Raw genomic sequence first — 24,133 nt, forward strand, 5'->3', positions numbered from 1 at the left:
GGATGTCCTCACTGCGTGTCTGAAAAATCCATTCGCGGATTTAGCCGGCCCCGGGCACTCGCCCGGAACCAAAAGTTATTGAAGAACGAAATAATCGTAGCGCATTGATACGGTGGTCTCGAACGGCTCGGCCTGATCGATGACTGCCGCACGACGCTCGGCACTCGCGCGCCAGCCGTGAGGCGTCATCGCCAGCAGGTTGGCGCGGTCTTGCGGCTTGTCCAGCGTCAGCTTGAAAGTCAGCGTTTCGCTGTGCGCCAGCACCATGCCTTCCGGCACCAGATCCAGATGCTTGTCGTCAATGTACTCGCGGACTTCGTCGTACAGCCGCTCGCGCAATTCCATCAGGTGGCCGCTGGTCGGCCCGACTTTCATCAGGCCGCCGCCGACGCTGAGCAGGCGTTTGGCTTCATCCCAATCCAGCGGACTGAAGACACTGGCCAGGAACTGGCAACTGCCGGAAGCCAATGGCACGCGGGCCATGCTGGCGATCAACCAGGTGAGCTTCGGGTTGCGTTTGCAGGCGCGTTTGACCGCTTCCCGGGAAATGTCCAGGGCGTAGCCGTCAGCGTGCGGCAAGGCATCGGCGATTTGCGCGGTGTAGTAACCCTCGCCACAACCGATGTCGAGCCAGCGCTGCGGCGCATAACTCGCGGCCAACTCCGCCAGACGCTTGGCCACCGGCGCGTAATGCCCGGCGTTCAAGAAGTCTCGGCGGGCTTCGACCATCGCCTGGTTATCCCCAGGGTCGCGGCTGTTTTTGTGCTGCACCGGCAACAGGTTCAGGTAACCCTGGCGCGCACGGTCGAAACGATGCCCGGCGGGGCAAGCCACGCCGTTGTCCACCGCACTTAGCGGTTCGCTACAGATCGGACACGCAAGCATCAGGCGAGCAACTTGATCATGGTCTGGTAGTAGATTTCGGTCAGCACATCGAGATCGGCTGCCAGCACGCGTTCGTTGACCTGGTGGATGGTCGCGTTGACCGGCCCCAGCTCAACCACTTGCGTGCCCATGGTCGCAATGAAACGGCCGTCGGAGGTGCCACCGCTGGTGGACGCCTTGGTTTCGCGACCGGTGATGTCCTTGATGCTCGACGATACGGCGTCCAGCAGCGCGCCGGGCTCGGTCAGGAACGGCAGGCCGGACAGCGCCCAGTCGATGTGCCAGTCCAGGCCGTGCCTGTCGAGGATGTCGGCAACGCGCTTCTGCAGGCCTTCAACGGTCGACTCAGTGGAGAACCGGAAATTGAACACCGCCACCAGGTCACCCGGAATGACGTTGGTCGCGCCGGTGCCGGAGTTGACGTTGGAAATCTGGAAACTGGTCGGCGGGAAGAAATCGTTGCCGTGGTCCCAATGCTCGGCGGCCAGTTCGGCCAGTGCCGGGGCGGCGAGGTGGATCGGGTTCTTCGCCAGGTGCGGATAGGCCACGTGGCCCTGGATGCCACGTACGGTCAGCTTGGCGCCGAGGGAGCCGCGACGGCCGTTCTTGACCACGTCACCCACCAGCGTGGTGCTCGACGGCTCGCCGACGATGCACCAGTCCAGACGCTCTTTGCGTGCGGCCAGACGCTCGACCACAGCCTTGGTGCCGTGGTGCGCCGGGCCTTCTTCGTCGCTGGTGATCAGGAACGCGACTTTGCCTTTGTGATCCGGGTAGTCGGCGACGAAACGCTCGGCGGCCACGGTCATCGACGCCAGGCTGCCTTTCATGTCCGCCGCGCCGCGGCCGCAGAGCATGCCATGTTCGTCGATCAGCGCGTTGAACGGGTCGATCTGCCAGGCGGTCACAGGGCCGGTCGGCACCACATCGGTGTGGCCGGCGAAGCACAGCACCGGGCCGTCGTGTTTACCGTGAGTGGCCCAGAAGTTATCCACATCTTCGATGCGCATCGGCTCCAGCGCAAAACCGGCATCGCCCAGGCGCTGCATCATCTGCTTCTGGCAATCGGCGTCGACCGGCGTGACGGACGGACGGCGGATCAGGTCGATGGCGAGTTGAAGGGTCGGCGAAAGGTCGGCTTGGGCCGTCATGGAAAACTCCGAAAATCATGAATGTGGGCGCGGACTAAATGTGGGAGCCAGCCTGCTGGCGATGGCGGTGTGGCAGTCAACATAAACTGTGATTGTTACATTGCCATCGCCAGCAGGCTGGCTCCCACAGGGATGGATATCACGCCAAGCCCCGCAAAATGGCGGTTATCTTAAAGCAAAACGGCGACCATTGGCCGCCGTTTAGTGCATCCGCAGAGATTTAGACGGCAGGTGCCGTTTGCGCCTCCGGTGCCGGTTTTGGCAGCGACGACAGGAAGGCCATGATCAACGCCGCCAAGTACGGCAGCGATTGCACCAGCAACATGGTCACCCAGAAGCGCATGTCGTTGCTCGGCATGCCGTTGACCAGGAAGATTCCCAAGGCCGCGCCCCACAACAGCAGCATGATGAACACCTCTTCCCGGGCTTCCGAAATGGCCACCCAGAAGCCGTGGTTATCGGCGTTTTTCGGCGTGCGGAAGAACGGAATGCTGCTGGTGAAGAAGCCGTACAACACCGCTTTGGCGATGGTGTGCGACAACGCCAGCCCGGCCAGCGCCGCGCAGAATGCATCCTTCAGGTTCACGCCGACAGCACGACGGTAGAGGAAGATGATCTTGCCGACCTTGAACACGAACAGCGCCAACGGCGGGATCGCGAAAATCAGCAGCGGCGGATCGACCCGTTGCGGAACGATGATCATCGCCGCCGACCACAGCAGTGCGCCGATGGTGAAGAAGATGTTCATGCCGTCCGCCACCCACGGCAACCAGCCCGCGAGGAAGTGGTAGCGCTGGCCGCGAGTCAGTTCGGTGTCCTTGCCGCGCAGCAGGCTGGCGGTGTGGCGCTTGATGATCTGAATCGCACCGTAGGCCCAGCGGAAACGCTGTTTCTTGAAGTCGATGAAGGTATCGGGCATCAGGCCTTTGCCGTAGCTGTCGTGGTAATACGCCGCCGACAGGCCTTTTTCGAATACGCGCAGACCGAGTTCGGCGTCTTCACAGATGCACCAGTCGGCCCAGCCCAGCTCTTCAAGTACCGAGCGCCGGGTCATGGTCATGGTGCCGTGCTGGATGATCGCGTCACGGTCGTTGCGGGTGACCATGCCGATGTGGAAGAAACCTTTGTATTCCGCGTAGCAGAGCTTCTTGAAGGTGCTTTCGTTCTGGTCGCGGTAGTCCTGCGGCGACTGCACCACAGCGATTTTCGGGTCGGCGAAGTGCGGCACCATGTGCTTGAGCCAGTTTGGGTGCACGCAGTAATCGGAGTCGATCACCGCGATCACTTCGGCGTCCTTGGCGGTGTGCGGAATCAGGTAGTTCAGCGCGCCGCCCTTGAAACCGGCCAGTGGCGCGACGTGGAAAAACTTGAAGCGCGGGCCGAGGGTTTCGCAGTAGTCGCGCACCGGCTCCCAGACCGCCGGGTCCTTGGTGTTGTTGTCGATGATCAGGACTTCGAAGTCCGGATAGTCGAGGTTGGCCAGGGCGTTGAGGGTCTGTTTGACCATCTCTGGCGGCTCGTTGTAGCAGGGCACGTGGATCGAGACTTTCGGCCGGTAACTGGAATCACCGACCACCGGCAGGAATTCGCGGCGTCGTTTGTGAATCCACACTGCCTCGGCCAGTTCGTGGGCCTCGGTCAGCAACACGATAAACACCCCGAGCGCGCCGAGGGCCAGCAAGAAACCGACCGTCAGGCTGAACCAGGTGCTGTATTGCTGGCTGTAGTCGTAACCGATCCACACCAGCACCGAACCGCAAAGGAACGCGATAAAGGTCAGGAAGGTACGGCCACGTTGGCGCAGGGCCGAGCCGTCGATCATCAACAGGGTCAGCGACAGCAAGGCCAGGACGACCGAGCCGATGGCCAGGACGCGCCACTGAGGAATCGCCACGACCGGGCCTTCGAAGTTGAATTTCTGCTGGCGCGCGGCGTTGAACACGCCCCAATAGGCGCCCACCGAACCTTCGTCGCTGGCCTTCCACGGCTGGTCAAACGCTTCGATCACGAAGTAGTTGAAGCCTTGGCGATTGAGCTTGTTGACCAGTGTGCGCAGGTAAATCGCCTGATCCGCCGGCGATGCATCGGCGCCACCGCGCATGCGGCCGTTGCTCGGCCAGCCCACTTCGGACAGCAGCAGCGGTTTTTTCGGGAACATCTTTTTCAGGTCGCGGGCGCGGTCGAGGACGAACTGACCGGCCTTGTCCATCGGGATGAATTCCCAGTAAGGCAGGACGTGCGCGGCGATCAGGTCGACGTGCTTGGCCAGCTCCGGATGTTCTTCCCAGACGTGCCACTGCTCGGACGTGGTCACCGGCACCTTCACGGCGGCGCGAACGCGGTCCAGCAGGACGCTGAGTTCCTGGGCCGTGATTTCCTTACGGAAAATCGCCTCGTTACCGACCACCACGCGAACCACGCTGCGCGAGGAATTGGCGATTTCGATGGCGCGGGTGATTTCCCGCTCGTTGCGTTCCTGGTCAGGGCTGATCCAGATCCCGAGGGTTACGCGCAGGCCGAACTCTTCCGCCAGTTTCGGGATGTTCTCCAGCGTGCCGTCGACCGAGTAAGTACGGATGTTGTCCGTCAACTTGCTCATGATCTCCAGGTCGCGACGCATTTGATCGTCGGTCGGATACTGCTCTTTCTGTGGGAATTGACCTTGCTGGAACGGCGAATACGAGAAGCCGGAGATCTGTTCAGGCCAGTTGGGGGCGGTGACCGGGCGGTTGATCAGCGCCCAGAAGCCGGTAAACAAGGCAGCGATGGCAAGCACCACCACCAGGTTGAGTCCAAATTTACGCGATGACATAGCTATTTCGGGTTCCAAAGGCTGTGGAACAGGAAGAACATTGGCGGTCGCCAAGGGGCGCGCATCCTACACTGGCACTTCTCTAAACGTATAGCGGACAGGGAAATGCCGGACGTTGGGCAATCCAAGTCGACTTAAGTTCTTTCGTTAGAGCTTGTAGGGCAAATCTTCGTTCGATGCAGTTTGAATGGAAGATGCCCGTTCATAGCTCGATGATGCTCTTGGCCGCCGACGGCCCTATAATGCGCGCCGGTTTTTGAGGTGATGGTCATGAGTACAGAAGATCCGCGGTTTGCAGGCATCGCCCGTTTGTATGGCGTCGAAGGGCTTGAACGCCTGCGTGCGGCCCATGTGGCGATCGTCGGCGTCGGTGGCGTCGGCTCCTGGGCGGCGGAAGCCATGGCCCGTTGCGGCGTGGGCGAGATTTCGCTGTTCGACCTCGACGACGTCTGCGTCAGCAACGCCAATCGTCAGTTGCACGCGCTGGACAGCACCGTCGGCAAACCCAAGGTCGAAGTGATGGCCGAGCGCCTGCGCGGGATCAATCCGGACTGCAACGTGCATGCGGTGCCGGATTTCGTCACCCGCGACACCATGGCCGAGTACATCACGCCGAACATCGACTGCGTGATCGACTGCATCGACAGCGTCAACGCGAAAGCGGCGCTGATCGCCTGGTGCAAGCGCCGCAAGATCCAGATCATCACCACCGGCGGCGCGGGCGGGCAGATCGACCCGACGCTGATTCAGGTCTGCGACCTCAACCGTACCTTCAATGACCCGTTGGCCTCAAAAGTGCGCTCGACCCTGCGACGCGACTACGGCTTTTCGCGCACCGTGACCCGCCATTACAGCGTGCCGTGCGTGTTTTCGACCGAGCAGCTGCGCTACCCGAAACCGGACGGCAGCATTTGCTTGCAGAAAAGTTTTGTCGGCGATGGCGTGAAGCTCGACTGCGCCGGTGGCTTTGGCGCGGTGATGATGGTGACGGCGACGTTCGGCATGGTCGCGGCGACCAAGGCTGTGGACAAGATTGTGGCCGGGGTTCGGCGGCCGGCGGAGCGGGTCAAGCCCAACGTATAAACCTGTAGGAGCAAAGCTTGCTCGCGATGCAGGCGACGCGGTCATCCATCCAGACCGTGTTGATGCCATCGCGAGCAAGCTTTGCTCCTACAAAGGTGCGGACAACTCCCGCATCCGCTGAAGTACCGCATTCAACCCATTACTACGTGACTGCGACAACTGCCGCCCCAATCCCAATTGATTGAACCAGTCGTGTAAATCCACCTGCTTCAACTCAACCGCGGACAACCCATTGACCCGCGCCAGCAACAACGCCACCAACCCGCGAATCAACCGTGCATCGCTGTTGGCGTTAAATTGCCAATGGCCATCGCGCAACTCGCCCACCAGCCATACCTGACTTTCGCAGCCATGCACCCGGTTGGCGTCGCACATCTGCTCATCGCTCAATGCGGGCAAACGCTCGCCCCACTGCATCAGCAATCGCGCGCGTTGTTCCCAGCCAGCGGCTGCCTCAAAAGTTTCGAGCGCCGTGACGGCATCGGCAGGCAAGTTCATCGCAATAACTCCAGCGCCTGATCCAGCGCCTCGAAAAACCGTTCAAGATCCTCGGAATCGTTATACAACGCTAACGACACCCGAATCGCCCCGGCCAGTTGGAAGCTTTTGAGCAATGGCATGGCGCAGTGATGGCCGGCGCGTACCGCGATCCCTTGCTCGGTCAGCAGATGTGCCAGATCCGAGTTATGCACACCCTCGACGGTAAAACTGGCCAATGCCAGTTGCGGCTTGCCCAGCAAGCGAATGCCGTTGCGTGCCGCCAGACCTTTGAGCAAATAGTCGTGCAGTGCGGCTTCGTGATCGTTCACGGCGTCCTGATCGAGACCGGCGAGATAGTCCAGCGTTGCTCCAAGACCAATGACACTGGCGATCGGCGGTGTTCCCGCCTCGAAACCCAGCGGTGCCGGGCGAAAGCGTGCGTCGTGGTAATTGGCGTCCAGCACCATCTCGCCGCCGAACTGCCACGGCCGCAGCTGCTGTAGCGCTTCGTTGCGCCCGAACAATACGCCCAGCCCATCGGGACCGTAGAGCTTGTGGCTGGAAAATGCATAGAAGTCGCAACCCAGCGCCTGCACGTCATGACGGCCATGGACCACGCCTTGCGCACCGTCAATCACGGTCAAAGCGTTGTGTGCCTTGGCCATCGCCAGCAGCGCGGGCAACGGCTGCCAGGCGCCGATCACGTTGGACAACTGGCTGACGGCCAACAGGCGCGTGCGTGGTCCGATCAAACCTGCAGCAACTTCAAGGTCGATCACGCCGTCCGCATCCAGTGGCAGGATCACCAGCTTCAAGTCGCGACGGTGCGCCAGTTGCTGCCACGGCAGCAGGTTGGCGTGATGCTCCAGGGCGCTGATGACAATCTCATCGCCCGGGTGGAATAGGTGTTCCAGGCCATAGGCCAGGAGGTTCAGCGCAGATGTCGCGCCGTGGGTAAAGATGATCTGCCCGCTGTCACCGGCATTGAGCCATTGCGCGACTTTGCGGCGGCTGTCCTCGAATGCCTGGGTGGCGTGGGCGCCGGGCAGGTGTTGCGCCCGATGCACGTTGGCCGCGCCATTGGCGTAGTAATGCGCCAGGGCATCCAGCAGGGCTTGAGGTTTTTGCGTGGTGGCGGCGTTGTCCAGATAGGTCTGGTCTTGCCGTTGCAGAGCGGCGATGGCCGGAAAATCGGCGCGCCAGGGAGAGGGAATCATCATGCTATCGGGCCCTGGTGAACATGGGCGGGTATGCCGCACTTCTGTAGGAGCAAAGCTTGCTCGCGATGGGGCCCTTTAGGTCGCCAAAAGCATCGCGGGCAAGCCATGCTCCTACAGATGATCGATGATGCTCTGCTTAATTGTGAGCGTGCAGCGCTTCGTTCAGTTCGATTGCCGATTTGTGGGTTTTGCATTCCACAGCGCCGGTTTCCGAATTGCGACGGAACAACAGATCAGCCTGGCCGGCCAGTTCACGGGCCTTCACCACTTTGACCAGTTTGTTGTTCTCGTCCAGCAACGCCACTTTGGTACCAGCGGTCACGTACAGGCCCGACTCAACAGTGTTGCGGTCGCCCAACGGAATACCGATACCGGCGTTGGCGCCGATCAGGCAGCCTTCGCCAACCTTGATCACGATGTTGCCGCCGCCCGACAGGGTGCCCATGGTCGAGCAACCGCCACCCAGGTCCGAACCTTTGCCGACGAACACGCCAGCGGAAACGCGGCCTTCGATCATGCCCGGGCCTTCGGTGCCGGCGTTGAAGTTGATGAAGCCTTCGTGCATCACGGTGGTGCCTTCGCCCACGTAGGCACCCAGGCGCAGACGCGCCGCGTCAGCGATACGCACGCCGGCCGGAACCACGTAGTCGGTCATTTTCGGGAACTTGTCCACCGAGAACACTTCCAGCAGTTCGCCACGCAGGCGCGCTTCCAGTTGCATTTCCGCCAGTTCGCTCAGGTCAACAGCACCTTGGCTGGTCCACGCCACGTTTGGCAGCAGCGGGAAGATGCCGGCCAGGCTCACGCCGTGCGGCTTGACCAGACGGTGGGACAACAGGTGCAGCTTGAGGTACGCCTCAGGGGTGGACGACAGTTGAGCGTCTTCGGCCAACAGGGTCGCGACCAGCGGCTTGTGGCTTTCGGCCAAGCGGGTCAGCAGCTTGCCTTGCACGGCGTCGATGCCTTTCACGGCTTCAGCCAGTTGTGCAGCCTGGGCGGTGGTGAAAGTGATGGCCTGGTTGCCTTCGCTGTAACCGAGGATTGGTGCAACGGCAGCGACCAGTTCGGCCGACGGGTTGAGCAATGGCTGTGCGTAGAACACTTCCAGCCATGCGCCTTGACGGTTTTGAGTGCCGACACCAAAGGCCAGGCTGAACAGGGTAGTGGACATGTTGATACCTCTAACAAATTGAAACGGGCTGCTTACTTGAGTGCGGCCGCGTAGATATCTGGCTTGAAGCCAATCAGGGTTCGGTCACCGAGATCGAGCACCGGGCGCTTGATCATCGAAGGTTGTGCGAGCATCAGTTCGATGGCTTTCGACTGGTCGAGATCGGCTTTGCGTTCGTCGTCGAGCTTGCGAAAGGTCGTGCCTGCACGGTTCAACACCACTTCCCAGCCGTGCTCGTTGCACCATTGGGTCAGGTGTTCACGGTCGATACCGACCGCTTTGTAATCATGGAAGTCATAGCTGACAGCGTGTTCATCGAGCCAGGTGCGCGCCTTTTTCATGGTGTCGCAGGCTTTGATGCCGAAAAGGTGCAACGTTTTGCTTGAAACGGTCAAGGAATTGCCCCCTTTACAGGTGCTGGAGAAAAAGGTGACGGATTATGCCATGACCGGACGGTTTCGCGGCGGCTATGGCGTAAAACCTGTAGGAGCCGAGCTTGCTCGCGATGGCGGTGGATCAGTCTACGGTGATGTTGGCTGTTATGCCGCCATCGCGAGCAAGCTCGGCTCCTACAGGGGGCGGGTGCGACATAGGTGCAAGGGCCACCTGAAGTCTAAGCGGCTAATATGGCACTTCAATGCTGTCGATTGTCCGGGAACCACGCTTTATGCAAACCGCCTACACCGTCCTGATCCTGTTGATGCTGGTCGGCGTCTCGCGCCTGATCGGACGGATGGTTCCGCTGCCGTTGCCGCTGGTGCAGATTACCGCCGGGGCCTTGCTCGCTTGGCCGACGCTGGGATTGCATGTGGCCCTCGATCCCGAGTTGTTCCTGTTTCTGTTCCTGCCACCGCTATTGTTCTCCGACGGCTGGCGCATGCCCAAGCGCGAGTTCTGGCATCTGCGCGGGCCGATCCTGACGTTGGCGGTAGGGTTGGTGTTGTTCACTGTGGTCGGCGCCGGCTATTTCATTCACTGGTTGTTGCCCGCTGTGCCGTTGCCGGTGGCGTTTGCCCTGGCTGCCGTACTGTCGCCGACGGATGCGGTGGCAGTCTCGGCGATTGCCCGTAATCGCCTGCCGACTCCGTTGATGCACATCTTGCAGGGCGAGGCGTTGATGAATGATGCCTCGGGCCTGGTGACATTCAAGTTTGCCTTGGTAGCAGCGGTGACCGGTGTGTTCTCGCTGGCCAATGCCAGTCTGACGTTCGTGCTGGTGGCGGTCGGCGGCCTGGCTGTCGGGGTGGCGTTGAGCTGGCTGGTCGGGCGCCTGCGGGCATGGATGATCGCTCGCGGCTGGGATGATCCGGCCACTCACGTCGTGTTCATGTTGTTGCTTCCGTTTGCCGCTTACGTACTGGCCGAACGGGTCGGCGTGTCGGGCATTCTCTCGGCGGTGGCGGCTGGGATGATGCAGAGCTGGCTCGATCTGCTGCCGCGCCAGACCAATACGCGTTTGCTCAATCGCAGTGTCTGGTCACTGCTGGAGTTCGCTTTTAACGGCTTGATCTTTCTACTGCTCGGTTTGCAGCTGCCGGACATCGTCAAAGCGGTGGCCAGCCACGAAACTTCATTGTGGCCGACGTTGCTCTACCGCTGCCTCGATGTCGTGGCCATTTTCCTGGTGCTGCTGGTGTTGCGGTTCGTCTGGGTGCAGAGCATTTGGCGATTGTCCATCCTGATAAGGCGCTGGCGTGGAAAGGATGAGATCACTCAAGTGCCGAGTGCACGCTCCTGTGGGTTGCTGACGGTCGGCGGCGTGCGCGGCGCGGTGACGCTGGCGGGTGTGATGTCGGTGCCGATGCTGATGGGCGGGCAAGTGTTCCCCGAACGTGATCTGCTGATCTTCATCGCCGCCGGGGTGATCCTGTTGTCGCTGATCGCTGCCTGCATCGCGTTACCGATGATGCTGCGGGGCATCGAGACCAGTCCGGACGACAATCGACGCAACGAGGTGCGCGACGCTTGGCGCAAAACTGCCGAAGCGGCCATTCATGCGCTCGAAACAGAAGAGGTCAACCCGCAGGACGCCGCCCAGTCCGCGCTCGCCGTCGAGCTCAAGGCGCGGCTCATGTCCGAGTATCGCCATCAGTTGGAGGTGTTCAATGATTCGGCGGAAGCCCAGGCACTGGCCTTTCAAATGGACTTGCTGGAACGGCGTTTGCGTTTGAAGGCGCTGCGGGCGCAACGCCTGGAGTTGTACAGTCTCAGTCGTCATCACCAGATTGGTGATGACGTTCTGCGAGAGGTGTTGGGGGAACTGGATTTGAGTGAGGCCAAGTTGGGGGTGGTGAAGTAACGAGTTGCTTTAGTCGCCCTTAGTTTTTTGGGTAGGCTGCACGCATCATGGCAATGTCGCCGTCACTGATTGCCTGCGTCTCTGACTGACCCCAACCCCCGAAAGTCCACTCGGGTAAAACCGCGTAATGCATTACAGAATCCCCGTCGTAAGGCCTGTAGGTGTATTGATCGCTACGAGGCAGGGGCAGGATGTTGGTGTCGACGGCTTCCTTGCTCCAGCCAAATTGGCGAGCACAGTGCTCATAGGTGCCTTGTACATTCCAGGGTATTGCCGAGTCAGGATGTTGATGAGCGTGTTGAGCACCAAGGGCATGCCCAAACTCATGCATGACGAGGTATTCGAAGCGGCTATCGCCAGGTATCCAGTTCAAGAACATGCTCGGGCCTCGCCTTTCCTCGTCGGTGCCTCCGATGTCGTCAACCAATGCGTCGGTGCCGACAGCGGAAGAATGTATCCCCGTTGGGGAATTCAGAAAAATCCGGATGTCGCCTATTTCACCTCTGACAAATTCAAACTTCAGATTTACGTAAGGTAGCCATTTACTGGCCGCGGCTTTTACCGCTTCGATCGCTTCATCGCTGGCATTGTACATACCGATTTTTAGAGTTTTTCCATTTTTCCAGTATTTAGTGTGAGATCCGACGTTTCTCTTTTTTCGACCTGATGAACTAATAAAGCCGTTGTGAGACCGCTCCTGAATGGCTGCTTGATAGGAGGCCAGGTCATTTATAGGTTGTATCATTTGGCAAGGTGCAAAGGTCTTCATGGTATTACGTCCGTGTAATTTGATTTATTTTGATGGGGTGATTGGCTGGCTGGAAAATTTGCCGTTAAGTTTGCGTGCGCTTGGTTTTATTTTGGGTATATCTTGCGCATCAGTCGTCGATCATTCTGACTCACTGAAATATTCTTTTGTACCGACCAATCTCCGATTGTCAGTTCATTGGGGACCGGGTAATGCATGATAGAAGCGGGGTCATAAGAGGTGGTTCGAACGGTTGAAGTTTTCAATAACCGGAACAGGTTGTGATCAACCTCTTCCTTACTCCATTGAAAGGCAGTCCAGTAGTGGGCATATACCGCAGGTTTGTTCCACGGTATGTTGGCTTTTGGATGTTGATGCTCATGCTCCATGCCGAGTGCATGACCGAATTCGTGCAATACGGCAGCTTCAAACCAGGGATGATCAGGGCTGGTGCCGATATTCATGGTGTTTTCGTCAGGGGCGCGCAGGGTGGCATCGGTGCCGATGGCAGAGTAATTCAGTGGTGCCTCCATTGTTATCCGAATGTCACCCTCTGAGCCGCTGACAAACTCCAGTTTTAAGTTAATGGACGGTTGCCATAATTTGATTGCTTTTATGGCGGTCTCACGATGGGTGTCCGACGGTGGGTTGAGAAATGCTACTTTCAGTGTTCTGTTGCTGGCCCAGAATTTGGAGTGAGTTGAAACACCTCTCTTTTGCCGACCGCCAACGGTCAGCGTGTTGCCGTTGTCGGGGTTTTCATTGGTGGCGGCTTCATAGGAAGTTTGTATGTCTGACGGTTCCATGATTTTACAGGGGTTTGGATGAGGCATTGACTATCTCCTTGTCATTTTTGTAGTTTGATTTTTTTGAATCGACTTGGAGATTAGTTGTGGTTTTATGTTGGGTAAAGTTGCTGTCTATTAGAGTTTGTTGCGATAACCAAATAATGCCTGCACTGCGTTGCACAGTGCAGGCATGGGAAACTTACTAGTTCTTTGTAATGAACGCACGGATCCGTTCAGCCGCCTCAACACATTCTGCCAACGGCGCAACCAACGCCATGCGCACACGCCCGGCGCCGGGATTGACGCCATCGACATCCCGCGACAAGTAAGAGCCCGGCACGACGGTCACGTGTTCCTGTTCGAACAGATCGCGACAGAACGCAGCATCATCTCCCGCCACGCTCGGCCACAGATAAAAACCACCATCCGGACGTTGCACATCCATCACCGGGCCAAGAATTTCCAGCACCGCGTCATACTTTTCGCGATACAGCGCACGGTTGGCGCGCACGTGCACTTCGTCGTTCCAGGCAGCAACGCTGGCCAGTTGAGTCTGAACCGGCATCGCGCAGCCGTGGTAGGTGCGATAGAGCAGGAAGCCTTTGAGAATGTCGGCATCACCGGCCACGAATCCTGAACGCAAACCCGGCAGATTGGAGCGCTTGGACAGGCTGTGGAACACCACGCAGCGCTTGAAGTCCTTGCGACCGAGTTCCACGCAGGCACTGAGCAGGCCCGGCGGCGGGGTTTGTTCGTCGAAGTACAGTTCGCTGTAGCACTCGTCCGCGGCAATCACGAAATCGTATTCGTCGGCCAGGGCGATCAGCTTCTTCAGCGTGTCGACCGGAATCAACGCACCGGTCGGGTTGCCCGGCGAGCACAGGAACAGGATCTGGCAGCGTTTCCAGATGTCCGGCGAAACAGCATCGAAATCCGGGTTGAAGCCGTTTTCATCCAGGCATGGCAGGTAATGCGGCTTGGCGCCGGCGAGGAACGCCGCGCCTTCGTAGATCTGGTAGAACGGGTTTGGGCTGACAACCAGGGCGTCGTCGCCACGGTTGACCACGGTCTGGGTAAAGGCGAACAGCGCTTCGCGGGTGCCGTTGACCGGCAATACGTTGCGCGCCGGGTCGATCCAGCCGTTCGGCACGCTGAAACGACGCTCGCACCAGGCGGCAATGGCTTCACGCAGCTCCGGGATGCCGAGGGTGGTCGGGTACACGGCCATCTTTTCCAGATTGCTGGCCAGGGCCTCGGCGACAAAACTTGGCGAACGGTGTTTCGGCTCGCCGATGGACAGTGCGATAGGACGCTTGTCCGGGTTCGGTGTGACACTGCCGAGCAGGGCGCGAAGTTTCTCGAACGGGTAGGGCTGGAGCTGGGACAGAGCGTTGTTCATCGGGGGCCTCGTTCAATGTGGGAGCTGTGTGTTGACTGACACAGCGCTTTCGCGAGCAAGCCCGCTCCCACAGGGGAAAATTGTTAATTCAGATACTGATGCGCGACAGTTTGATATCGGGTTCCTGATTGACGCTCAACTGCTCGACGATTGCATCTTGTAACCGGCTGCACAGCAGCGGGTCGGACAGCGGCTGATTGTTCGCGTCGGTGATGAAGAACACGTCTTCCACGCGCTCGCCGAGGGTGGCGATCTTGGCGTTCTGCAGCGACAGGTCGAACTCCAGGAAGATCGTGCCGACGCGGGCCAGCAGGCCGGGGCGGTCGGGTGCGGTCAGTTCCAGTACGGTCACCGGACGCTGGGCATCGTTGTGGATCGTCACCTGCGGTGCAAAGGCAAAATGTTTGAGCTGGCGTGGTACCCGGCGCTGGATGATCGTCGGGTAGTCGTCCGGGTTGCGCAGGGCTTCGGTCAGGCCGTCGCGGATCTGTTTGACCCGTGCCGGGTTATCGCCGATCGAGTCGCCATCGGTGTCGAGCACGATGTAGGTGTCGAGGGTGAACTGGCTGCTGGACGTGATGACCCGGGCGTCATGGATGTTCAGGTTGAGCTGGTCCATCGCGGCCACGGTCACGGCGAAGAAATCGTGCTGGTCCGGTGCGTAGATGAAGATCTGCGTGCCGCCCTCGAATTCCCTTTGCGTAGTTTCCTTGATCAGCACCAGCGGCCCGCCGTCGGACGGCTGCTGGAGGATTGCATCAGTGTGCCAGGCAACGTCGCCGGCGGTGTGACGCAGGAAATAGTCATCGCCCAATTGCGCCCACAACTGCTCGACATCGTCCGGATCGTTGCCGCCGCGAACGAGGATGTCCAGGGCTGCGCTTTGGGTCTGGCGGATTTGCTCTTCGCGGTCCACCGGGTTTTCCAGGCCGCGACGCAGTGCGCGTTTGGTCTCGGTATAGAGCTGACGCAACAGGCTGGCGCGCCAGGAATTCCATAGCGTCGGGTTGGTGGCGTTGATGTCGGCGACGGTCAGCACATACAGGTAATCGAGGTGGGTTTCGTCACCGACGATCTGCGCGAAATCATGGATCACCTGCGGGTCGGATAAGTCCTTGCGCTGGGCGGTGGTCGACATCACCAGGTGATTCTGCACCAGCCAGACGATCAGGCGGCTGTCCCACACGGGCAGCTGATGGCGCTGGCAGAACGCCTCGGCGTCCACTGCGCCAATTTCCGAGTGGTCGCCATGCCGGCCCTTGCCGATGTCGTGGTACAGGCCTGCCAGGTAGATCAGCTCAGGCTTGGGCAACTTGCCCATGAGCTTGCTGGCCAGCGGGAATTTTTCCGACACCTGGGTGTACTGCAACTTACGCAGGTGTTTGATCAGGTTCAGCGTGTGGGCGTCGACCGTGTAAATGTGGAACAGGTCATGCTGCATCTGCCCGACGATAAAGCCGAACTCCGGCAGATAACGCCCGAGAATGCCGTAGCGGTTCATCCGCCGCAGGTTGCGATGAATGCCGATCTTGCACTTGAACAGCTCGATGAACAGGCTGGTGTTGCGGATGTCGTTGCGGAAATCGTCGTCGATCATGTGGCGATTTTCGCGCAGCAGGCGAATGGTGTCGGCACGCACGCCTTTGATTTCCGGCTGCTGGGCCATCAGCACGAAGATTTCCAGCATGGCAAACGGGGTACGGCGGAACACGTTGTCGTTGCGCGCCTCGATGTAGCCGTCGTGCAGCTGGAATCGCGAGTTGATCGGCTGCGGCGGCGCCTCGTCTTCCGGCGCGAGGATGACTTCCTCGAAGTGCTGGATGATCAAATCGCTGAGCTGGGCAATGCTCATCACCACCCGGTAATACTGCTGCATGAAGTTTTCGACGGCCTGTTTGGCGTCGTCACCTTCGAACCCAAGTAGTTTGGCAATGGCGCGCTGGTGGTCGAACAGCAGACGGTCTTCGGAGCGACCGGCAAGCATGTGCAGCGCATAGCGGACCTTCCACAGGAACTCCTGGGAAGAGGCCAGCAGGGCGTTTTCGCTCTCGACCAGGAAGCCTTCGCCCGCCAGTGCCCGCAGGTTCAGGGTGCCGTACTCGCGACGGGCCACCCAGAGGATCGTCTGGATATCCCGCAGGCCGCCAGGCGAGCCTTTGACGTTGGGTTCCAGGTTGTATTCGGTGTCGTTGTACTTGTGGTGTCGGGCTTTTTGCTCGGCCCGTTTGGCCAGGAAGAAGTCCTTGCTCGGCCACATGTGCGCGGTGCTGGTGACATCCAGCATGCGCTGGCGCAGATGCTCGGGGCCGGTAATGGTCCGGCTTTCCATCAGGTTGGTTACTACCGTCAGGTCGGCGCGGGCTTCTACGGCGCATTCGTCGACCGAGCGAACGCTCTGACCGACTTCGAGGCCGATGTCCCACAGCAGCGTCAGAAAACGTTCGATGGAATCGCGGAAAACTTCATGATCGGCGCTGTCCAGCAGGATCAGCAGATCAATGTCGGAGTAAGGGTGCAGTTCGCCGCGACCATAGCCGCCGACCGCGACCAGCGCGATGTCGGCGTCTTCACTCCAGTTGAACTGCTCCCAGGCCTTTTGCAGGATGTTATCGACGAACCAGGCGCGATCCTCGATCAGCCGACGGATGTCGCGGCCGCTGCGAAAGCGTGCATCGAGCACCTCGCGGGCCTGGCGGATCGCCTTCTTAAAGGCCGCGATAGGGCTTGCCTTCAGGGCCAGTTCAGCCTGGAACTGGCCGCGGTCGAAGAGTTCGGGATCCACCTGCGGCATCGATTGGCTTTCCTATCTGTAAGGCTGGGAACGAGCGGGTCGGATCAGGCCGAAACGCGTGCGATGGTGTCATCGCTGCGCAGGGTGAAGATCTCGTAGCCGGTATCGGTCACCAGCAGGGTGTGCTCCCACTGCGCGGACAGCTTGCGGTCCTTGGTGATCGCGGTCCAGCCGTCGCCCAGCACTTTGGTGTCGGCGCGGCCCTGGTTGATCATCGGCTCAATGGTGAAGGTCATGCCGGCCTTCAGTTCCATGCCGGTGCCGGCTCGGCCGTAGTGTAGGATCTGCGGTTCTTCGTGGAAGACTTTACCGATACCGTGGCCGCAGAACTCGCGAACCACTGAGAAACCGTTCTTCTCGGCGTGCTTCTGGATCACTTCGCCGATGTCGCCCAGGCGGCAGCCGGGTTTGACCAGTTCGATGGCCTTGTACATGCATTCCTGGGTGACCTGCGACAGGCGCTCGGCCCAGACCGGCACGCTGCCGACGTGGAACATGCGGCTGGTGTCGCCGTGGTAACCGTCCTTGATGACGGTGACGTCGATGTTCAGGGTGTCGCCATCCTTCAGCGCTTTTTCGTTCGGGATCCCGTGGCAGACCACGTGGTTGATCGAGGTGCAGATGGACTTGGGGAAGCCTTTGTAGTTGAGCGGGGCAGGGATGGCCTTCTGCTCGTTGACGATGTAGTCGTGGCAGATGCGATCAAGTTCTTCGGTAGTGATACCCGGTTTGACATGTTCGGCAATCATTTCCAGCACATCGGCGGCCAGTTTGCCGGCGATGCGCATTTTTGCGATGTCCTCGGGGGTTTTGAGGGTGACGGTCATACAGGCTCTCTCTGCGCTCAACGGCGCTTCACAAACGGAATGGGCAATGCGCGATCGAAGTTCGCAGCCCTGAAAAACGCGATTCTACCAGACGATCAGCGCAAATCCGCGCCTCTGTACATCGCTTCTCTCTATAGAATGGTGCATTCTGGGCGGATTCCAAGGGAGGGAGTACGCTGGTCGCCAGGATTTCAGAATCCGGGTTCCGTTTTTCCCTTCCCTGTGGTATAAAATGCGCCGCTTTCCGGGGATGCCCCGAAAAGCCTAAATCCACACACGTGTCGACACGATGACCTGGGTGCCGCAAGCGTAATTGCTGGTGGTTGGTCATTGGGATACGTGGAGGCCAAACCCGACTTATTAAGGAACTATCATGTCCCAAGTCAACATGCGCGATATGCTGAAGGCCGGTGTGCACTTCGGTCACCAGACCCGTTACTGGAACCCGAAAATGGGTAAATACATTTTCGGCGCGCGTAACAAGATCCACATCATCAACCTTGAAAAAACCCTGCCAATGTTCAACGAAGCTCTGACTTTCGTAGAGCGTCTGGCCCAGGGCAAAAACAAGATTCTGTTCGTCGGCACCAAGCGTTCCGCTGGCAAGATCGTTGCTGAAGAAGCAGCACGTTGCGGTTCGCCGTACGTCGATCACCGCTGGTTGGGCGGCATGCTGACCAACTTCAAAACCATCCGTGCTTCCATCAAGCGTCTGCGTGACCTTGAAGTACAAGCCGAAGACGGTACGTTCGCCAAGCTGACCAAGAAAGAAGCGCTGATGCGCTCCCGTGACCTGGAAAAGCTGGATCGTTCCCTGGGTGGTATCAAGGACATGGGCGGTCTGCCAGACGCTCTGTTCGTTATCGACGTTGATCACGAGCGCATCGCGATCACCGAAGCCAACAAGCTGGGCATCCCGGTTATCGGCGTAGTCGATACCAACAGCAGCCCGGAAGGCGTTGACTACATCATCCCAGGCAACGATGACGCAATCCGCGCTATCCAGCTGTACATGGGTTCGATGGCTGACGCTGTTATCCGTGGTCGCAACAACACTGCTGGCGGCACCGAAGTTTTCGTTGAAGAAGCTCCGGCAGCTGCAGCTGAGTAATTGACGCCCTGGCGTTGACTCAGTAAGCAAAAAGGGGGCTTGGCCCCCTTTTTGCCACCTCGAAAACCATTTGTCGGCAGCGCAGCTACAGCATCTGTAACGTGCAGCAGCTTACAAAGGTGGTTCGGGAAGAATTGAACGCCCGTTCGATCGGGTGGAATGGTTGATAACCTATCCAAGAGGAATTTTGAAATGGCAGAGATTACTGCAGCGTTGGTCAAAGAACTGCGCGAGCGTACTGGCGAAGGCATGATGGACTGCAAAAAGGCCTTGACCAAGGCTGGCGGCGACATCGAAAAAGCCATTGATGACATGCGTGCTTCGGGCGCCATCAAGGCTGCCAAGAAAGCTGGCAACGTTGCCGCTGAAGGCGCAATCGCCATCAAGGCCGACGACAAGGCAGCCGTGCTGCTGGAAGTCAACTCGCAGACCGACTTCCTGGCCCTGCAAGACGACTTCAAAAACTTCGTTGCTGCCAGCGTAGAAAAAGCCTTCGCTGAAAAACTGACCGACGCAGCTCCGCTGATCGCCGCTCAGGAATCGGCTCGTGAAGCCCTGGTGGCCAAAGTTGGCGAAAACGTCAACATCCGTCGCCTGGTTCGCGTTGAAGGTGACGTGGTCGGTACTTACCTGCACGGTAACAAGATCGGTGTTGCTGTTGTTCTCAAGGGCGGCGATGTTCAGCTGGCCAAAGAGATCGCCATGCACGTGGCGGCAAGCAACCCTGAGTTCCTGCTGCCATCGCAGGTTTCGCCAGAAGCCATCGAGCGTGAGAAAGCCGTATTCCTGTCTCTGAACGAAGACAAGATGAAAGGCAAGCCAGCTGAAATCGTCGAGAAGATGATCGCTGGCCGTATCACCAAGTTCTTGGCCGAAGCCAGCCTGGTTGAGCAAGCTTTCGTCATGAATCCAGAAGTCACCGTTGGTGCTCTGGCCAAGAAAGCCGGCGCTGAAATCGTTTCCTTCACCTACTTCAAAGTAGGCGAAGGCATCGAGAAGCCAGTTGACAACTTCGCTGAAGAAGTTGCCGCACAACTGGCTGCCGCCAAGCAATAAGACGGTTTTTTAACTGTCGCCCTGAAGAGGCTGCCCGCTCACGCGCGCAGCCTCTTTTCAGATGGGTTACCAATTTTTGATTGGTTTCCATTTGGAACTGGCTTACAAAGCCATGTTCCGATGGCGCTGAAGCAGCGCCAAGCTAGAGTGAACGCCAGCTGAAAACAGCTCGCAAAGAATTTTTAAAATACGCCGCAGGAGAGATTCGCAATGGCTCAGCAGGGCAGTGGTTATCAGGCTCGCTATAAACGCATTCTACTCAAACTTAGCGGCGAGGCCCTGATGGGCTCGGAAGAGTTCGGGATCGATCCGAAGGTTCTGGATCGCATGGCACTGGAAGTCGGCCAGCTGGTTGGCATCGGTGTTCAGGTCGGTCTGGTGATCGGCGGTGGTAACCTGTTCCGCGGTGCAGCGCTGAGCGCGGCCGGTATGGATCGGGTAACGGGTGACCACATGGGCATGCTGGCCACTGTGATGAACGCCCTGGCCATGCGCGATGCGCTCGAACGTGCCAATATCTCCGCCATCGTGATGTCGGCCATTTCCATGGTGGGTGTGACCGATCACTACGATCGCCGCAAAGCCATGCGCCACCTGAACGCCAAGGAAGTCGTGATTTTCGCGGCCGGTACTGGTAACCCGTTCTTCACTACGGACTCGGCTGCCTGCCTGCGTGCGATCGAAATCGATGCCGATGTCGTGCTCAAGGCAACCAAGGTCGATGGCGTTTACACCGCTGACCCATTCAAAGACCCGCATGCCGAGAAGTTCGATCATCTGACCTACGATGAAGTGCTGGATCGCAAGCTGGGTGTTATGGATCTGACGGCCATTTGCCTGTGCCGCGACCACAAGATGCCGCTGCGCGTATTTAACATGAACAAGCCCGGCGCCCTGCTGAACATCGTGCACGGCGGCGCTGAAGGGACCCTGATCGAGGAAGGCCAACAATGATCAACGAAATCAAGAAAGACGCTCAAGAGCGCATGAAGAAGTCCGTGGAATCGCTGACGCACAACTTCGGCCGTATTCGTACCGGCCAGGCGCACCCAAGCATTCTGGAGGGCGTGATGGTGCCGTACTACGGTTCCGACACCCCGATCAAGCAGGTGGCGAACATCACCGTCAAAGACGCCCGTACCCTGCAAGTCGTCGCTTTCGAGCGCAACATGCTGGGTGCCGTCGATAAAGCCATCGGTAGCGCCGGTCTGAACCTGAATCCGACCAACCTGGGTGAACTGCTGCTGATCTCCATGCCAGCCCTGACTGAAGAGACCCGCAAGGGCTTTACCAAGCAGGCTCGCGATGTTGCTGAAGACGCTCGTGTAGCGGTGCGCAACATCCGGCGTGACGCCAACAGCTCGCTGAAGGATCTGGTCAAGGAAAAGGAAATCAGCGAAGACGAAGAGCGTCGCGCCACTGGCGAGATTGACGATCTGACCAAAAAGTATGTCGCTGAAATCGATGCGAATTTGGCGCAGAAAGAAAAAGACCTGATGGCCGTATAAGGGTCGCGTTTTCATGGAAAAGACCAAGCAGATCGCGCCGTCCGCGGTGCCGCGCCATGTCGCGATCATCATGGATGGTAATAATCGCTGGGCGAAAAAACGCTTTATGCCGGGTGTCGCCGGGCATAAAGCGGGTGTCGATGCGGTTCGTGCGGTCATCGAGGTGTGTGCTGAATCGGGGGTCGAAGTACTGACCCTGTTCGCGTTCTCCAGCGAAAACTGGCAGCGCCCGGCCGATGAGGTCAGTGCCTTGATGGACCTGTTCTTCAAGGCGTTGCGTCGCGAGGCCAAGCGCCTGAATGACAACAACATCAGCTTGCGCATCATTGGCGACCGCTCGCGCTTTCATCCCGAGCTTCAGGCTGCCATGCGTGAAGCCGAGGCCATGACGGCCGGCTCCAATCGCTTCATCCTGCAGATCGCCGCCAATTACGGCGGTCAGTGGGATATCGCGCAAGCCGCTCAGCGCCTGGCGCGGGAAGTTCAGGCCGGTCATTTGCGTCCGGAAGACATCACCCCGGACTTGCTGCAAACCTGCCTTGCCACCGGTGACTTGCCGTTGCCGGACTTGTGCATCCGTACCGGCGGCGAGCACCGCATCAGCAACTTCCTGCTGTGGCAACTGGCTTATGCCGAGTTGTACTTCTCCGACCTGTTCTGGCCGGACTTCAAACACGACGCCATGCGAAACGCGCTGGCCGATTTCGCATCTCGCCAGCGTCGCTTCGGTAAAACGAGCGAGCAGGTCGAGGCTGGAGCCCGGGTTTAATGCTTAAACAACGAATCATCACTGCGCTGATCCTGCTGCCGATTGCCCTGTGCGGGTTTTTCCTGCTCGAGGGGACCGGTTTTGCGTTGTTCATCGGGTTGGTCGTGACGCTCGGTGCGTGGGAGTGGGCGCGTCTGGCGGGCTTCGATGCCCAGCCAATGCGCATCGCCTATGCCGCTGTCGTGGCGTTGATGTTGCTGATCATGCATATCCTTCCCGGCCTTGCGCCATGGGTGCTGGGGGCTTCGGTCATCTGGTGGGGGATTGCGACCTATCTGGTGCTGACGTATCCACGCTCCAGCGAGCATTGGGCGAGTGCGGCCTGCAAGCTGGTGATCGGCCTGCTGATTCTGTTGCCAGCCTGGCAAGGCCTGGTAGAGATCAAGAAATATCCGCTGGGTAACTGGCTGATCATGGCGGTGATGGTGCTGGTCTGGGGCGCCGATATCGGTGCGTATTTTTCCGGTCGGGCCTTCGGCAAGCGCAAGCTGGCGCCGCTGGTCAGTCCCGGCAAGAGCTGGGAAGGCGTTTACGGTGGTCTGGCCTTGAGTCTGGTTATCACCGTGCTTGTCGGGTTTTTCCGTGACTGGACGGTTGCCGAGCTGTTCAAGGGTTTGATCTGCGCCGCTGTGATTGTGTTTATCTCGGTCGTGGGCGATCTCACTGAAAGCATGTTCAAGCGCCAGTCCGGGATCAAGGACAGCAGCAATCTGCTGCCGGGTCACGGCGGCGTGCTGGATCGCATCGATAGTCTGACCGCCGCCATCCCGGTATTTGCCGTACTGCTGTGGATGGCAGCACCGTGAGCCGCCCTCAGCAGATTACCGTTCTGGGCGCGACCGGCTCGATAGGTCTGAGTACCCTCGATGTCATCGCTCGTCATCCGGATAGATATCAAGTCTTTGCCTTGAGCGGTTTTACCCGTTTGAGTGAGTTGCTGGCCCTTTGTGTGCGCCACGTTCCGCGGTTCGCTGTCGTGCCTGAAGCCGGCGCCGCCCGTGCCTTGCAGGATGACTTGAGTGCCGCAGGGCTTTCGACCCGTGTGCTGGTGGGTGAGGAAGGTCTGTGCCAGGTCGCCGCCGACCCTGAAGTCGATGCAGTGATGGCGGCCATTGTCGGCGCGGCGGGTTTGCGCCCGACCCTGGCGGCCGTGGAGGCGGGCAAGAAGATCCTCCTGGCCAACAAGGAAGCGCTGGTCATGTCCGGCGCATTATTCATGCAGGCCGTGCGCAAGAGCGGTTCGGTGTTGCTGCCGATCGACAGCGAGCACAACGCGATCTTCCAGTGCATGCCACGGGATTTCGCCCGAGGTCTCGGCGCAGTCGGTGTGCGTCGGATTTTGCTGACAGCCTCCGGCGGACCGTTCCGACAGACGCCGATGGCGGAGTTGGCGCATGTTTCACCTGAGCAGGCCTGTGCTCATCCGAATTGGTCCATGGGACGCAAGATTTCGGTCGACTCCGCCAGCATGATGAACAAGGGCCTCGAATTAATTGAAGCCTGCTGGCTGTTTGATGCCAAGCCTTCCCAGGTTGAAGTGGTGATTCACCCACAAAGTGTGATTCATTCGCTGGTTGATTACATCGATGGTTCGGTCCTGGCTCAATTGGGCAATCCGGACATGCGCACGCCTATTGCCAACGCGCTGGCGTGGCCTGAGCGAATTGATTCGGGGGTACCGCCGCTGGATCTTTTCGCCGTCGCGCGTCTGGACTTCCAGGCGCCGGACGAAGAGCGTTTCCCTTGTCTGCGTCTGGCCCGTCAGGCTGCCGAGGCGGGCAACAGTGCTCCAGCGATGTTGAATGCGGCGAATGAGGTCGCTGTGGCGGCGTTTCTCGACGGACGGGTTCGTTACCCGGAAATCGCGAGTATCATCGAGGAAACATTGAATCTTGAGCCTGTGGTAGCAGTGGATGATCTTGAGGCAGTGTTCACGGCGGACGCGAAGGCGCGTGTGCTGGCCGAGCAATGGTTGAGTCGTCACGGGCGGTAAGTGCTGCAATGTGTTGGCCCATGCAGCACCGGATCGGAATGC

The 24,133-nt window shown here is 59.1% G+C and carries 21 protein-coding genes; 9 read left to right on the plus strand and 12 right to left on the minus strand.

What is annotated here, in order from left to right; all coding sequences use genetic code 11:
• Positions 1-75 precede the first annotated feature (75 nt).
• The 3 genes from V6Z53_RS08145 to V6Z53_RS08155 form a co-directional block, all read right to left on the minus strand.
• Positions 76-885 (minus strand): putative RNA methyltransferase, encoded by an 810-nt coding sequence (locus V6Z53_RS08145; protein ID WP_338585019.1) that lies wholly within the window; start codon positions 883-885, stop codon positions 76-78.
• On the minus strand, positions 885-2,036 hold the full coding sequence (gene dapE, locus V6Z53_RS08150; RefSeq protein ID WP_338585020.1) for a succinyl-diaminopimelate desuccinylase: 1,152 nt from the start codon (positions 2,034-2,036) through the stop codon (positions 885-887). Before dapE ends, V6Z53_RS08145 begins: the two co-directional genes overlap by 1 nt.
• A gap of 220 nt (positions 2,037-2,256) precedes the next feature.
• Positions 2,257-4,848: a glycosyltransferase gene (locus V6Z53_RS08155; protein WP_338585021.1), complete on the minus strand. Its 2,592-nt coding sequence runs from the start codon at positions 4,846-4,848 to the stop codon at positions 2,257-2,259.
• Positions 4,849-5,112: 264 nt separating this feature from the next.
• Between V6Z53_RS08155 and tcdA the strand changes: the two genes are divergently transcribed.
• A complete protein-coding gene (gene tcdA / locus V6Z53_RS08160; RefSeq protein WP_338585022.1) occupies positions 5,113-5,931 on the plus strand; it encodes a tRNA cyclic N6-threonylcarbamoyladenosine(37) synthase TcdA in 819 nt (272 codons plus the stop codon).
• An 87-nt stretch (positions 5,932-6,018) separates the two neighbouring features.
• Here the strand turns inward: tcdA and V6Z53_RS08165 are convergent, their stop codons facing one another.
• From V6Z53_RS08165 to V6Z53_RS08180, 4 genes are all read right to left on the minus strand, one after another.
• Positions 6,019-6,429, minus strand: coding sequence for a SufE family protein (locus tag V6Z53_RS08165; RefSeq protein WP_338585023.1), 411 nt, complete (start codon positions 6,427-6,429; stop codon positions 6,019-6,021).
• Positions 6,426-7,631 (minus strand): cysteine desulfurase, encoded by a 1,206-nt coding sequence (locus V6Z53_RS08170; RefSeq protein ID WP_338585024.1) that lies wholly within the window; start codon positions 7,629-7,631, stop codon positions 6,426-6,428. The genes V6Z53_RS08165 and V6Z53_RS08170 overlap by 4 nt, the downstream gene beginning before the upstream one ends.
• A gap of 136 nt (positions 7,632-7,767) precedes the next feature.
• The gene (dapD, locus tag V6Z53_RS08175) at positions 7,768-8,802 is read right to left on the minus strand and encodes a 2,3,4,5-tetrahydropyridine-2,6-dicarboxylate N-succinyltransferase (RefSeq protein ID WP_338585025.1); all 1,035 of its coding nucleotides are present in this window, start codon (positions 8,800-8,802) and stop codon (positions 7,768-7,770) included.
• Between the two features lie 32 nt (positions 8,803-8,834).
• Complete coding sequence (locus tag V6Z53_RS08180; protein ID WP_020799871.1) at positions 8,835-9,143, minus strand: arsenate reductase; 309 nt, start codon at positions 9,141-9,143, stop codon at positions 8,835-8,837.
• 326 nt (positions 9,144-9,469) lie between these two features.
• Between V6Z53_RS08180 and V6Z53_RS08185 the strand changes: the two genes are divergently transcribed.
• Positions 9,470-11,101 carry a Na+/H+ antiporter gene (locus tag V6Z53_RS08185; RefSeq protein WP_338585026.1) on the plus strand — a complete coding sequence of 544 codons (1,632 nt, stop codon included), beginning with the start codon at positions 9,470-9,472 and terminating at the stop codon, positions 11,099-11,101.
• Between the two features lie 19 nt (positions 11,102-11,120).
• On the opposite strand, the gene V6Z53_RS08190 is transcribed toward V6Z53_RS08185, so the two are convergent.
• The 5 genes from V6Z53_RS08190 to map form a co-directional block, all read right to left on the minus strand.
• Positions 11,121-11,870, minus strand: coding sequence for a peptidase M12 (locus tag V6Z53_RS08190; RefSeq protein WP_338585027.1), 750 nt, complete (start codon positions 11,868-11,870; stop codon positions 11,121-11,123).
• A gap of 86 nt (positions 11,871-11,956) precedes the next feature.
• Positions 11,957-12,682, minus strand: a complete 726-nt coding sequence (locus V6Z53_RS08195; protein WP_338585028.1) for a M12 family metallopeptidase — start codon at positions 12,680-12,682, stop codon at positions 11,957-11,959.
• Between the two features lie 157 nt (positions 12,683-12,839).
• The gene (dapC, locus tag V6Z53_RS08200; protein ID WP_338585029.1) at positions 12,840-14,036 is read right to left on the minus strand and encodes a succinyldiaminopimelate transaminase; all 1,197 of its coding nucleotides are present in this window, start codon (positions 14,034-14,036) and stop codon (positions 12,840-12,842) included.
• An 88-nt stretch (positions 14,037-14,124) separates the two neighbouring features.
• Positions 14,125-16,827, minus strand: a complete 2,703-nt coding sequence (locus V6Z53_RS08205) for a [protein-PII] uridylyltransferase (RefSeq protein WP_338585030.1) — start codon at positions 16,825-16,827, stop codon at positions 14,125-14,127.
• 44 nt (positions 16,828-16,871) lie between these two features.
• Positions 16,872-17,654: a type I methionyl aminopeptidase gene (gene map, locus V6Z53_RS08210; RefSeq protein WP_338585031.1), complete on the minus strand. Its 783-nt coding sequence runs from the start codon at positions 17,652-17,654 to the stop codon at positions 16,872-16,874.
• A gap of 373 nt (positions 17,655-18,027) precedes the next feature.
• Between map and rpsB the strand changes: the two genes are divergently transcribed.
• The 7 genes from rpsB (at position 18,028) to ispC (ending at position 24,091) form a co-directional block, all read left to right on the plus strand.
• On the plus strand, positions 18,028-18,765 hold the full coding sequence (gene rpsB, locus V6Z53_RS08215) for a 30S ribosomal protein S2 (RefSeq protein WP_150704235.1): 738 nt from the start codon (positions 18,028-18,030) through the stop codon (positions 18,763-18,765).
• 192 nt (positions 18,766-18,957) lie between these two features.
• Entirely contained in the window at positions 18,958-19,821 is an 864-nt protein-coding gene (gene tsf / locus V6Z53_RS08220; protein ID WP_338585032.1) for a translation elongation factor Ts, read from the plus strand.
• Between the two features lie 210 nt (positions 19,822-20,031).
• Positions 20,032-20,775, plus strand: a complete 744-nt coding sequence (pyrH, locus tag V6Z53_RS08225) for a UMP kinase (protein WP_003172271.1) — start codon at positions 20,032-20,034, stop codon at positions 20,773-20,775.
• Positions 20,772-21,329, plus strand: a complete 558-nt coding sequence (gene frr, locus V6Z53_RS08230; protein WP_338585033.1) for a ribosome recycling factor — start codon at positions 20,772-20,774, stop codon at positions 21,327-21,329. The genes pyrH and frr overlap by 4 nt, the downstream gene beginning before the upstream one ends.
• Positions 21,330-21,342: 13 nt before the next feature.
• A complete protein-coding gene (gene uppS, locus V6Z53_RS08235) occupies positions 21,343-22,098 on the plus strand; it encodes a polyprenyl diphosphate synthase (protein WP_338585034.1) in 756 nt (251 codons plus the stop codon).
• Complete coding sequence (locus tag V6Z53_RS08240; RefSeq protein WP_338585035.1) at positions 22,098-22,904, plus strand: phosphatidate cytidylyltransferase; 807 nt, start codon at positions 22,098-22,100, stop codon at positions 22,902-22,904. The genes uppS and V6Z53_RS08240 overlap by 1 nt, the downstream gene beginning before the upstream one ends.
• A complete protein-coding gene (gene ispC / locus V6Z53_RS08245; RefSeq protein WP_338585036.1) occupies positions 22,901-24,091 on the plus strand; it encodes a 1-deoxy-D-xylulose-5-phosphate reductoisomerase in 1,191 nt (396 codons plus the stop codon). Before V6Z53_RS08240 ends, ispC begins: the two co-directional genes overlap by 4 nt.
• The last annotated feature ends 42 nt before the right edge of the window (positions 24,092-24,133 follow it).

It is taken from the genome of Pseudomonas sp. MAG733B (genome assembly GCF_036884845.1).
Classification (GTDB): Bacteria; Pseudomonadota; Gammaproteobacteria; order Pseudomonadales; family Pseudomonadaceae; genus Aquipseudomonas.